10 protein-coding genes are annotated in these 11,927 nt (G+C 56.5%); 7 read left to right on the top strand and 3 right to left on the bottom strand.

Annotation, left to right across the window (positions count from 1 at the left end):
- Position 1: 1 nt before the first annotated feature.
- Positions 2 to 1,510, bottom strand: coding sequence for an ATPase RavA (gene ravA, locus QZQ97_RS19515; protein ID WP_311994805.1), 1,509 nt, complete (start codon positions 1,508 to 1,510; stop codon positions 2 to 4).
- 283 nt (positions 1,511 to 1,793) lie between these two features.
- Between ravA and kup the strand changes: the two genes are divergently transcribed.
- The 7 genes from kup to rbsR all read left to right on the top strand — a co-directional run bounded on the left by kup (position 1,794) and on the right by rbsR (position 9,641).
- Positions 1,794 to 3,662: a low affinity potassium transporter Kup gene (gene kup, locus QZQ97_RS19510; protein ID WP_311994804.1), complete on the top strand. Its 1,869-nt coding sequence runs from the start codon at positions 1,794 to 1,796 to the stop codon at positions 3,660 to 3,662.
- Between the two features lie 168 nt (positions 3,663 to 3,830).
- Positions 3,831 to 4,250, top strand: coding sequence for a D-ribose pyranase (rbsD, locus tag QZQ97_RS19505; RefSeq protein ID WP_311994803.1), 420 nt, complete (start codon positions 3,831 to 3,833; stop codon positions 4,248 to 4,250).
- Positions 4,251 to 4,257: 7 nt separating this feature from the next.
- Complete coding sequence (gene rbsA, locus QZQ97_RS19500; RefSeq protein ID WP_311994802.1) at positions 4,258 to 5,763, top strand: ribose ABC transporter ATP-binding protein RbsA; 1,506 nt, start codon at positions 4,258 to 4,260, stop codon at positions 5,761 to 5,763.
- 6 nt (positions 5,764 to 5,769) lie between these two features.
- A complete protein-coding gene (gene rbsC, locus QZQ97_RS19495; protein WP_004950441.1) occupies positions 5,770 to 6,735 on the top strand; it encodes a ribose ABC transporter permease in 966 nt (321 codons plus the stop codon).
- 23 nt (positions 6,736 to 6,758) lie between these two features.
- Positions 6,759 to 7,646, top strand: a complete 888-nt coding sequence (gene rbsB / locus QZQ97_RS19490; protein ID WP_006321844.1) for a ribose ABC transporter substrate-binding protein RbsB — start codon at positions 6,759 to 6,761, stop codon at positions 7,644 to 7,646.
- Between the two features lie 61 nt (positions 7,647 to 7,707).
- Entirely contained in the window at positions 7,708 to 8,634 is a 927-nt protein-coding gene (gene rbsK / locus QZQ97_RS19485; protein ID WP_311994801.1) for a ribokinase, read from the top strand.
- A 5-nt stretch (positions 8,635 to 8,639) separates the two neighbouring features.
- Positions 8,640 to 9,641 (top strand): ribose operon transcriptional repressor RbsR, encoded by a 1,002-nt coding sequence (gene rbsR, locus QZQ97_RS19480; RefSeq protein WP_311994800.1) that lies wholly within the window; start codon positions 8,640 to 8,642, stop codon positions 9,639 to 9,641.
- On the opposite strand, the gene mdtD is transcribed toward rbsR, so the two are convergent.
- Entirely contained in the window at positions 9,638 to 11,053 is a 1,416-nt protein-coding gene (mdtD, locus tag QZQ97_RS19475; RefSeq protein WP_119804756.1) for a multidrug transporter subunit MdtD, read from the bottom strand. The genes rbsR and mdtD overlap by 4 nt on opposite strands.
- A 63-nt stretch (positions 11,054 to 11,116) precedes the next feature.
- Positions 11,117 to 11,806, bottom strand: coding sequence for a FadR/GntR family transcriptional regulator (locus QZQ97_RS19470; protein WP_311994799.1), 690 nt, complete (start codon positions 11,804 to 11,806; stop codon positions 11,117 to 11,119).
- Positions 11,807 to 11,927: the final 121 nt, after the last annotated feature.

Raw genomic sequence — 11,927 nt, 5'->3', positions numbered from 1 at the left:
GTTATTGGCCGCGCATCTGCTGGTGCTGCTGCTTGATCTGTTCCGCCACCTGCAACAGGCTGGCTTCAATTTTTGCCAGGCCGCCGGCAGGAGTAAACAGGCAGGGTTGGTGTTGGCTGAACAAACGGCGCTGTTCTGCCAGGCGTTGTGCCAGCGCGTCCATTTCGTCCAACATCGCCTGCGGCGTACCACCGGTCTGTTTGCCGGGCAAGGCCAGCAGAGAAGGCTGGCGGCTGACGTCCAGTATCGTCAGGTGCAGTTGCTCGTTCACTTCCAGATCGATCTGCTGGGCAAAGCCGATACCGTTCAGTTTGGCGCGCACGTCGCCGCCCTTTTGCAGCCAGTTTTCCAGCGCGCTGCTTTCAATGCTCAGATGGTTGACCTGAATATCATGCAGCTGCAGCGGTTTTTGCAGCAGCAGGGTCAGGGTGCCGGTGCCTAATGGCACCGCCGGCATGAACTGGGGTTTTCTGCTGAACATGGCGCCTTTTTTCACCAGCGCTATCGCCTGACGATCGCTCTGCTGCTGTTGATGTTGCAGCCAGCGGGTGTGGATCTGCTGTAGCTGGATCAACAGCGTCTGTTGCTGATAGGCCGACTCGGTCAGTAACTGGTCGATTTGCTGTTGCAGCAGCTTTAGCGAAGTGAGGTCATGCCACAGGCAATCCTTCAACAACATCAGGTCGAGCGGGGCGACGGCGTCGCGGCCGCTGAAGAAGGCGCAGGCCTGCAACAGCCGCAATGCCTTTTTCCAACGACGGTCGGAGACGTAGGGAGCGCTTTCCAGCGCATCCAACCGCTGGCGCAACTGGAATATCAGCTCAAAGCAGTCTTCGGGCAGTTTGACCTTGTCGATCTGCGGCTGCCATTGGTGAAATTCTTCGTCGCTGATGCTCAGGGCTTCGGGGACCGGGTTGTCATTCTCATTCTGGCGGCTGACCAGCAGCGAGCGGAAATTCTGTTTATCCTGAACTTTGTCCAGCCACAGGCGGATCAGCATGCGGTCGTACAGCGCTTCCAGGCTGTTGTCGGCCTCAGGCAGTTCGTTAGAGGCGGTAACCAGTAATCGCAGCGGGATCGGTTCTTCGCTATTACCGTTGCGGAAGCGGCGTTCGTTGATCGCCGTTAACAGGGTATTTAGGATCGCCGGGCCGGCTTTCCAGATTTCATCCAGGAACACGATCTCCGCCTCGGGCAGATAGCCGGCGGTCAGACGCTGATAACGGCCTTCATCTTTTAATGCCTGGATAGACAGCGGGCCGAACACTTCTTCCGGCGTCGAAAAACGCGTCATCAGGTATTCGAACGAACGCGCGCGGCGAAAGGCGAATTTTAACCGGCGGGCAATCAGGCTCTTGGCGATGCCGGGCGGGCCGAGAAGAAACACGCTTTCACCGCTCAGCGCCGCCAGCAAACACAGGCGAATTGCTTCCTGCCGTTCATAAAGACCGCTCTCCAGCGCGCTGCTGAGGCGGGAAATCCGTTCTGCCAGAAGTGATGATGGCGCCATATTATTGTCGTGTTGTCCGAGAGTTAGCCAATCTTGGTGGATAATCCGATGATAAACCACCATTATTTTTAATGGTATAGCTTGTTGATTAGTAAAATCTTTCTATTATCAAAAGGGTGGCTGGTTCACATTTTGTTTATTTTTTGGGGCTGATATAAGAGTAGGCAAGCAGTATAAATCGTGCATACTGTGCGCCTTTTAGTGGGCGTAACGGATCTTAGAGCCCGTATCTCTGGCTGATGCGGATGCATCGCTAACGGATGTTCTAATAAAGAAACGAATTATGAGCACAGAACATAAACAGTCCTTATCAGCGGTAACTCTGGCGGCAATTGGGGTGGTTTACGGTGATATTGGCACCAGCCCTCTTTATACCCTGAGAGAATGTTTCTCCGGCCATTATGGCTTCGATGTTCGTCCTGACGTGGTATTTGGCTTCCTGTCCCTGATTTTCTGGATGCTGATTATCATCGTTTCGCTTAAATACCTCAGCTATGTCATGCGTGCGGATAATGCCGGCGAAGGCGGTATCCTGACGCTGATGTCGCTGGCCGGGCGCAATACTTCCGCGCGTACCACCGCGGTGTTGGTGATTCTCGGCCTGATTGGCGGCAGTTTCTTCTATGGTGAGGTGGTGATCACCCCGGCGATATCGGTGATGTCGGCGATAGAGGGGCTGGAGATCGCTGCGCCCTCGCTCGATGGCTATATCGTCCCCTTATCCATTCTGGTGCTGACGCTGCTGTTCGCTATCCAAAAACACGGTACCGGCAGCGTCGGAAAACTGTTTGCTCCGGTGATGCTGCTGTGGTTTATCGTGTTGGCGGTGCTGGGCGCGCGCAGCATCATCGCTAACCCGGAAGTGCTGCAGGCGATGAACCCGAAATGGGCGCTGAACTTCTTTATGGAATATAAGAAGGTCTCGTTCTTTGCGTTGGGCGCGGTGGTGCTGTCGATTACCGGCGTTGAGGCGCTGTATGCCGATATGGGGCACTTCGGCAAATTCCCTATCCGCCTGGCCTGGTTCACCGTGGTGTTGCCTTCGCTGGTACTGAACTATTTCGGCCAGGGTGCGTTGCTGCTGAAAAATCCCGAGGCGATCAAGAACCCGTTCTTCCTGTTGGCGCCGGACTGGGCGTTGATCCCGCTACTGATCTTGGCGACGCTGGCTACAGTCATTGCCTCGCAAGCGGTGATTTCCGGCGTATTCTCCCTGACCCGCCAGGCGGTGCGCCTGGGGTATCTGTCGCCGATGCGTATTATCCATACCTCGGAAATGGAATCCGGCCAAATCTATATTCCGGTGATTAACTGGACGTTGTATATCGCGGTCGTGCTGGTGATTGTGGGCTTCGAACACTCCAGCAACCTGGCGGCGGCGTACGGCATAGCCGTTACCGGCACCATGGTGCTGACCAGTATTCTGGTGACCTCGGTGGCGATCAAAAACTGGCACTGGAACCGTTTCATCACCGTTGGCATTCTGATTATCCTGCTGATTATCGACGTGCCGATGTTCTCCGCCAACGCCCTGAAACTGTTCTCTGGCGGTTGGCTGCCGTTGATGCTGGCGCTGGTGATGTTCATCATCATGACCACCTGGAAAAGCGAACGTTTCCGTCTGTTGCGCCGCATGCATGAACACGGTAACTCTCTGGAGGCGATGATTGCCTCACTGGAGAAATCGCCGCCGGTACGGGTGCCGGGTACGGCAGTATTTATGTCGCGCGCCATTAACGTGATCCCTTTTGCGCTGCTGCATAACCTGAAACACAACAAGGTGCTGCATGAGCGGGTGGTGCTGCTGACGCTGCGTACCGAGGATGCGCCTTACGTACATAATGTGCGTCGGGTGACCATCGAACAGCTTTCACCGACCTTCTGGCGGGTAGTGGCCAGCTACGGCTGGCGCGAAACGCCGAACGTTGAAGAAGTGTTCCACCGCTGTGGGTTGGAGGGGCTGCCGTGCCGCATGACGGAAACCTCGTTCTTTATGTCGCACGAGTCGTTGATCCTGACCAAACGGCCTTGGTATCTGTTCCTGCGCGGCAAGCTGTTTATCGCGCTGAGTCGCAACGCGCTGCGCGCGCCGGACCAGTTTGAGATCCCGCCGAATAGGGTGATAGAACTGGGAACCCAGGTCGAGATTTAACTCCCTCTCAGGGGCTCAGCAATGCTGGGCCCCTTTTGTTTCCGCTTTTCAGTTGCACGAGCGAAACGTTTCGATAGCGATCACATTTCTGCATTATCCCGGTTGCCTTCCCCTGCCGTTTTTTTAAACTCATCCAATAGCGAAACGTTTCGCTGCTGGAGTGAGAAGATGAAAAAAGGCGTACTGCTGAATGCTGAGGTTTCTGCCGTGGTTTCCCGGCTCGGCCATACCGATCAGATTGTCATCTGTGATGCGGGGCTGCCGATCCCGGCGGTAACGCAGCGTATCGATCTGGCATTGACCCAGGGAGTGCCGACGTTTTTGCAGGTGGTCGGGGTAGTGACGCAGGAGATGCAGGTTGAAAGCGCCATTCTGGCGGAAGAGATGGTGCATCAAAATCCGCAGCTCCATCAAGCCTTGTTGGCTCAACTGACGCAGCTTGGCCAACACCAGGGAAACACCATTGGCGTGAGTTATATCAGCCACCAGGCTTTTAAAGCGCAAACTGAACACAGCCGGGCGGTGATCCGCAGTGGTGAATGTTCGCCGTACGCGAACGTTATCCTCTGCGCCGGCGTAACTTTCTGAGGCATTTATGCAACCTTTACTGCAACTGAAAGGGATCGATAAAGCCTTTCCCGGCGTGAAGGCGCTTTCCGGCGCCGCACTCAGCGTCTACCCCGGTAAGGTGATGGCGCTGGTGGGCGAAAACGGCGCCGGGAAGTCCACCATGATGAAAGTGCTGACCGGTATCTATAACAAAGATGCCGGCAGTCAGTATTTTCTCGGCAAAGAGGTGGCGTTCAACGGGCCAAAGGATTCGCAGGAAGCGGGCATCGGCATTATCCATCAGGAACTGAACCTGATCCCTCAACTGACGATTGCGGAAAACATTTTCCTGGGGCGTGAGTTTGTTAACCGCTTTGGCTGCATCGACTGGAAGCGAATGTACGCCGAAGCCGACAAACTGCTGGCGCGGCTGAACCTGAGTTACAGCAGCCACCGGCTGGTGGGCGAACTGTCGATCGGCGACCAGCAGATGGTGGAAATCGCCAAGGTGCTGAGCTTCGAGTCGAAAGTCATCATTATGGATGAGCCGACCGATGCGCTGACCGACACGGAAACCGCGTCTTTATTTAAAGTGATCAATGAGCTGAAGGCCGAGGGGCGTGGCATTGTTTATATCTCGCACCGGCTGAAGGAGATCTTCGAAATCTGCGATGACGTCACGGTGTTCCGAGATGGGCAGTTTATCGCAGAGCGGCCAGTCAGCGAGCTGCAGGAAGACCTGCTTATCGAAATGATGGTCGGCCGCAAACTGGAGGAGCAGTACCCGCGGCTTAACCTGCCGCGCGGTGAAAAGCGGTTGCAGGTCAGCCAGGTTTCCGGCCCCGGCGTGCATGACGTCAGCTTTACTCTCTACCGCGGCGAAATACTGGGTGTGGCAGGGCTGATGGGGGCCGGGCGCACCGAGTTGATGAAGATTCTCTACGGTGCCGCGCCGCGCAAAGCAGGCACGGTCAGCCTCGATGGCCATGAGGTGGTGACTCGTTCTCCGCAGGACGGCCTGGCGAACGGCATCGTGTATATCTCCGAAGACCGCAAACGCGATGGCCTGGTACTGGGGATGTCGGTGAAGGAAAACATGTCGCTGACTGCGCTGCGTTATTTCAGCCGCGCCGGCGGTAGCCTGAAACAGGCTGATGAGCAGCAGGCGGTAGGGGATTTCATTCGCCTGTTCAATATCAAGACGCCCTCGATGGAACAGCCGATTGGCCTGCTTTCCGGCGGTAATCAGCAGAAGGTGGCGATTGCCCGCGGCCTGATGACGCGGCCAAAGGTACTGATCCTCGACGAGCCGACGCGCGGTGTCGACGTCGGTGCAAAAAAAGAAATCTATCAGTTAATCAACCAGTTCAAGCAGGAAGGGCTGAGCATCATTCTGGTGTCTTCGGAAATGCCGGAGGTGCTGGGCATGAGTGACCGCATCCTGGTGATGCACGAAGGGCACCTAAGCGGTGAATTCCCGATTGAACAGGCCACCCAGGAAGTGTTGATGGCAGCGGCCGTCGGCAAGCAATACGGCGTAAAGCAGGAGTAATCAGATATGAGTTCCCAGAGTGTCGCAAAGCGCTGGTTCAGTAAAGAGTGGCTGTTAGAGCAAAAATCCCTGATTGCTCTGCTGGTGCTGATTGCCGTGGTCTCTTCAATGAGCCCGAATTTCTTCACCCTGAACAACCTGTTCAATATTCTCCAGCAAACGTCGGTGAACGCCATTATGGCGGTCGGGATGACGCTGGTGATCCTGACTTCCGGTATCGATCTGTCGGTGGGATCGCTGCTGGCGCTGACCGGTGCGGTGGCGGCGTCGATCGTCGGTTTTGAAATTAACGCGGTGGTGGCCGTTGCGGCGGCGCTGGCGTTGGGTGCTGCGGTGGGTGCCTGCACCGGCGTGATTGTCGCCAAAGGCAAGGTACAGGCATTTATTGCCACCCTGGTGATGATGTTGCTGCTGCGCGGCGTCACCATGGTGTACACCAACGGCAGCCCGGTGAATACCGGCTTTACCGACGTGGCCGATACCTTCGGCTGGTTCGGTATCGGCCGCCCGTTGGGGGTGCCAACCCCGATCTGGATTATGGCGATAGTGTTTATCGCCGCCTGGTACATGCTGCATCACACTCGCCTGGGCCGCTATATTTATGCCCTGGGCGGTAACGAAGCGGCGACTCGCCTTTCCGGTATCAGCGTCGATAAAGTGAAGATTATCGTTTATTCACTGTGCGGGCTGCTGGCGGCGCTGGCTGGCGTTATCGAAGTGGCTCGCCTGTCTTCTGCGCAGCCGACTGCCGGTACCGGCTATGAGTTGGATGCCATCGCGGCCGTCGTGCTGGGTGGCACCAGCCTGGCGGGCGGCAAGGGCCGCATCGTCGGTACGCTGATCGGGGCGCTGATCCTCGGCTTCCTGAACAACGGCCTGAATTTACTGGGTGTTTCTTCCTACTACCAAATGATCGTGAAGGCAGTGGTGATACTGCTGGCGGTTCTGGTAGATAACAAAAGCAACAAGTAACCTCCCCTACAGGAATCACGATGATGAAAATGAAAAAACTGGCAATCCTGGCTTCGGCCTTCGCTCTGACCGCTACCCTGAGCGCTAATGCGTTGGCGAAAGACACCATCGCGCTGGTGGTATCCACCCTGAATAATCCGTTCTTCGTTTCCATGAAAGAAGGCGCACAGCAGGAAGCCAATAAATTGGGCTATAACCTGGTGGTGCTGGACTCGCAGAACAACCCGGCGAAAGAGCTGGCTAACGTGCAGGATCTGATGGTGCAGGCGCCTAAACTGCTGCTGATTAACCCGACGGATTCCGATGCGGTGGGTAACGCCATCAAGATGGCCAATCAGGCTAAAATCCCGGTCATTACGCTGGACCGCGTGGCAAGCAAGGGCGAAGTGGTCAGCCATATCGCCTCGGATAACCGCGTTGGCGGCAAAATGGCCGGCGACTTTATCGCTAAAAAAGTGGGCGCAGACGCTAAAGTGATCCAGTTGGAAGGGATCGCCGGCACCTCCGCCGCCCGCGAGCGTGGCGAAGGGTTCAAACAGTCGCTGGATCAGAACAAATTCAAACTGCTGGCCAGCCAGCCGGCAGATTTCGACCGCACCAAGGGCCTGAATGTAATGCAGAACCTGCTGACTGCACATCCGGACGTGCAGGCGGTGTTTGCGCAGAACGACGAAATGGCGCTGGGCGCACTGCGCGCGCTGCAAACCGCCGGTAAAACCGATGTGGTCGTGGTAGGCTTCGACGGCACCGCCGACGGTGTGAAAGCGGTTGAAGGCGGCAAGTTGGCGGCGACCGTGGCGCAGCGTCCGGATCAAATTGGCGTGATTGGCGTGGAAACGGCGGATAAAGTCTTGAAAGGCGAGAAAGTGCCGGCAACCATCCCGGTTGATTTGAAACTGGTCACTAAATAAGTCATACCAGCGCCATCGAAACGGGGCGTTTATGATGGCGCGCAATTCAGGAATCAATGCGATGGAAACAGGTAAGCTGGTGGTGCTTGGCAGTATCAATGCCGACCATATCCTCAATATTGAGCAGTTTCCCCGGCCGGGTGAAACGGTGATCGGGAAACAGTATAAGGTGGCATTTGGCGGTAAAGGCGCGAATCAGGCGGTGGCGGCAGGGCGCAGCGGTGCGGAGATTGCCTTTATAGCCTGCGTCGGCGCAGATGACATCGGTGAACGCATCCGCTTGCAACTGGCGACCGATCGCATTGATACCCAACCGATTGAGGCTATTGCCGACACCACCACGGGTGTGGCGCTGATTTTTGTCAATGCTGAAGGCGAGAACGTGATCGGCATCGATGCCGGTGCCAATGCCGCTGTAACGCCCGACTATCTGGCGCGCTATCAGCAGAAAGTGATCCAGGCCGATGCTTTGCTGATGCAGCTCGAGTCGCCGCTGGAAACGGTGATGGCCGCCGCTCGTCTGGCGAAGCGCCATCAAACGCAGGTGATCCTCAATCCGGCACCGGCGCGTGAGCTGCCGGATGAGCTGCTGGTGATGGTCGATATGATTACGCCAAATGAAACGGAAGCCCAGCGCCTCACCGGCATAGCTATCGCTAATGATGGTGACGCGGCTCGTGCGGCGCAAGCCTTGCACGATAAAGGCATAGGCACGGTGATCATTACCCTTGGCAGCCGTGGCGTTTGGCTGAGTGAGAACGGCAACGGCAAGTTGGTGCCCGGCTTCAAGGTTAAAGCGGTAGACACCATCGCTGCCGGTGATACCTTCAACGGGGCGTTGGTGACGGCGCTACTGGAAGGTAAAACCATGGCGGATGCGGTGCGCTTCGCCCATGCGGCGGCGGCGATCGCGGTAACCCGTCCTGGTGCTCAACCTTCCGTGCCCTGGCGTGAAGAGATCGACGCCTTCTTGCAGCAGCAGGAGTAACTCCTTTGGCCACCATGAAAGATGTCGCCCGCCTGGCAGGCGTTTCAACTTCGACGGTTTCACACGTTATCAATAACAATCGCTTCGTCAGCGACAGCGTGCGCGACAAGGTCATGGCGGCCGTAGAACAATTGAACTACGCGCCCTCCGCGCTGGCACGCAGCCTGAAGCTAAACCAGACGCGGACTATTGGCATGCTGGTGACGTCCAGCAACAACCCGTTCTATGCCGAAGTGGTGCGTGGCGTTGAGCGCAGTTGCTACGAGCGCGGCTACAGCCTGATCCTGTGCAATACCGAAGAGGATGCCGCGCGCATGAACCGCAGCATGGAGACGCTGTTGCAAAAACGCGTCGATGGCCTGCTGTTGATGTGCACCGAAAACCATCGACCGTCACAGGACGCGCTGAGCCGCTATCCGTCACTGCCTATCGTGATGATGGACTGGGCACCGTTCGAAGGGGCCAACGACATTATTCAAGACAACTCGCTGCTGGGCGGGGAGATGGCGACCGATCACCTGATCGCCCGCGGTTATCGCAATATTGCCTGTATCGCCGGCCCGCAGGATAAAACCACCGCACGCCATCGTTTGGAAGGCTACCGCCGCGCCATGCAACGCGCCGGGCTGGCGATCTTGCCCGGATACGAAGTGCACTGCGACTTTGAATTTGAAGGTGGCGTTACCGCGATGAAACAGCTGCTGGCGTTGGCCGAACCGCCGCATGCGGTATTCGCCGGTAACGATGCAGTAGCGGTTGGCGCCTATCAGGCGTTATACCAGGCCGGACTGTCGGTACCGCAGGACATGGCGGTGATGGGCTACGATGATATCGAACTGGCCAAATATCTGGCGCCGCCGTTAAGTACTATTCACCAGCCGAAAGATTCGCTGGGAGAACTGGCGATTGATGCGCTGATCAACCGCCTGCAGAATCCGGAACGCGAAGCCCAGATTCTGGTGCTGACCCCCGAACTGGTGGAACGTGCTTCGGTGGGCCACCGCTAGCCTGCCGCTTTCGCTTCTTTCTTCGCTTCCCGGCCGCCGATCAGATTGCGGCCATCCTTCGTTCTCAATAGCATGAAGACGAACGCCGACGCGACGGTGACAATCCCCATAGTGATAAAGGTGTAGTGGAAGTGATCGATCATGGTGCCGAGCGACATCGATTCGTAGAAACGCAAAACTGCTGCGCTGATCGCCACGCCGAAACTGATGGAAAGCTGCTGGGTGACCGCCAGTACGCTGTTGCCGGAGCTGGCATTGGCATCGTTTAAATCCGCCAGACTGATGGTATTCATGGCAGTGAATTGCGTAGACATAGCCATGCCGAGAACGAACAACGGCAAGATCATCAACCACAGCGGCATCCCCGGGCTTTGCAGCGCGAATTGGGCAATCAAGACGCCGATAATTACAGTGATGCCAACCAACGTCTTGCGGTAACCGAACCAGCGCAGCACCTGTGTGACGGTGGATTTTGCCATCAGCGAACCGACGGCAGTCGGCGCCATCATGCAGCCGGCGATAATCGCAGAATAACCGAAGCCCACCTGCAGCATCAGCGGCATCAGAAACGGCACACAGCCGGTGCCCAGACGTGAAGCGACGTTGCCGGCAATGCCCACCGAGAAGGTTCGAGTCTTGAACAAATCCAGACCAATCAGCGGTTGGGGATGCCTGCGGGCATGAGCGATATAACCGAACAGCATCACCACGCCGCTCAGCAGGATACCCAGCGAGATATAGCTGGCCAGCACTCGTTCGCCGAACAACTCAAGCCCGGTGGAAACCAGCACCAGACTCAGGCCAAACAACATAAAGCCAATGAAATCGAAACGGCGCTTGGGGGTGGTGAAATCCGGCATGTATTTACGCGCATAGAAGATGCCGAGCAGGCCAATCGGGATATTAATCAGGAAAATCCAATGCCAGGTGGCGTAGGTCACCAGCCAGCCGCCCAGCAGCGGCCCCATGATTGGCCCAACCAACCCCGGCATGGTCACGAAGTTCAGTACCGGCAATAGTTCGCTGCGCGGGTAGGCGCGCAGCAGCGCCAGACGCGCCACCGGCATCATCATCGCGCCGCCGATCCCCTGAATGACGCGTGAAGTTACCAGCACGCTTAACGTAGGGGAAAGCGCGCACAGCAATGAGCCCAGGGTAAACAGCGACACCGCGAGGATAAATACTCGGCGGGTGCCGAAGCGGTCCGCCAGCCAACCACTGACCGGGATGAGCATGGCGACCGTCAGCGTATAGCTGATTACGGCGGACTGCATCGCCAACGGCGAGCGATCCAGGCTGTGGGCTATCGCCGGTAATGCGGTGTTGAGGATGGTGGCGTCCAGTGCCTGCATAAAGAACGCCATTGCGGCGATCCAGGGTAGCCCTGCCATACTGCGCGCGGATTTGGTCATTGTCGGTCCTGGTTAACTGTCGTATTCGTCCCTCTCATCTTTCTTATATAAGTAGGGGATGAGTCAGTCTTTCTCTTTGAGTAAAACCTGGCATGCGGTTAATGCCTTGGTGCCGTCACCGGCCAGTATCGCATCCACTATGGCCTGATGGTGCTGGAGCTTAATTACTTCATTACCGGTAATGGCTCTGAAGTAGCTTTGATACACCGAACTGAACAGATTGGCGAACGAGGTCAGAAACGGGTTGCCGCTGGCTTCATAGATAAGCTGGTGGAATTGGGTATCAACCTGGATCCAGCGCTCGCGGTCAAATTGGGTATGCAGTGCGCGCATCTCCGCCATCAATTCGGCCAAGTGTGCAGTTTGCTGAGTGCTGGCGTTGGCTGCAGCTAGCGAGCAGGCCTGCGGTTCCAATGAAGTGCGCAGTATAAGGAAGTGTTGCATCACCTGATCGAAGTTTTCCCGAGTCATCCACCAGGTCAATAAATCCTGATCGAGGAAATTCCACTGGCTTTGCGGCATCACCCGGGTACCGATGCGTGGGCGAGGCAGCAGCATACCTTTGGCTGCCAGCATCTTTACTGCTTCACGCACCGCGGTGCGGCTAACGCCGAATTGTTCTCCCAGTTCCATCTCTCCGGGCAAGATACTGCCCGCCTGATAATCGCCTGCCAGAATTTGTTGGCCGAGTTTCTCTGCAAGCAGATAAGAAAGGTTGCGTTGGGCGGCCTGTTGTTGAGCGTTAAATTGCATGGCTGCGAGTCCTTACTGACATTGTTACTCTTATTTTACTCTACGGATCGCCAGCTTTTGTGGCTGTTTGCCGGAAAAAGTGACGAAATCGCTGGCTTGTACAGCGTTTTGCCGAAAAAAA

It is taken from the genome of Serratia sp. root2 (genome assembly GCF_031931805.1).
GTDB lineage: Bacteria > Pseudomonadota > Gammaproteobacteria > Enterobacterales > Enterobacteriaceae > Serratia > Serratia inhibens.
The sequence above is the reverse complement of the archived record's forward strand: the minus strand, read 5'-3'. Positions and strand labels throughout refer to the sequence as shown.

What these genes read in the sequence shown, in the direction of transcription:
- rbsD (WP_311994803.1), top strand. Translation starts at nt 3,831, where the DNA reads ATGAAAAAAGGCGTACTGCTGAATGCTGAGGTTTCTGCCGTGGTTTCC.
- ravA (WP_311994805.1), bottom strand. Translation starts at nt 1,510, where the DNA reads ATGGCGCCATCATCACTTCTGGCAGAACGGATTTCCCGCCTCAGCAGC.
- QZQ97_RS19470 (WP_311994799.1), bottom strand. Translation starts at nt 11,806, where the DNA reads ATGCAATTTAACGCTCAACAACAGGCCGCCCAACGCAACCTTTCTTAT.
- kup (WP_311994804.1), top strand. Translation starts at nt 1,794, where the DNA reads ATGAGCACAGAACATAAACAGTCCTTATCAGCGGTAACTCTGGCGGCA.
- rbsC (WP_004950441.1), top strand. Translation starts at nt 5,770, where the DNA reads ATGAGTTCCCAGAGTGTCGCAAAGCGCTGGTTCAGTAAAGAGTGGCTG.
- mdtD (WP_119804756.1), bottom strand. Translation starts at nt 11,053, where the DNA reads ATGACCAAATCCGCGCGCAGTATGGCAGGGCTACCCTGGATCGCCGCA.
- rbsB (WP_006321844.1), top strand. Translation starts at nt 6,759, where the DNA reads ATGAAAATGAAAAAACTGGCAATCCTGGCTTCGGCCTTCGCTCTGACC.
- rbsK (WP_311994801.1), top strand. Translation starts at nt 7,708, where the DNA reads ATGGAAACAGGTAAGCTGGTGGTGCTTGGCAGTATCAATGCCGACCAT.
- rbsA (WP_311994802.1), top strand. Translation starts at nt 4,258, where the DNA reads ATGCAACCTTTACTGCAACTGAAAGGGATCGATAAAGCCTTTCCCGGC.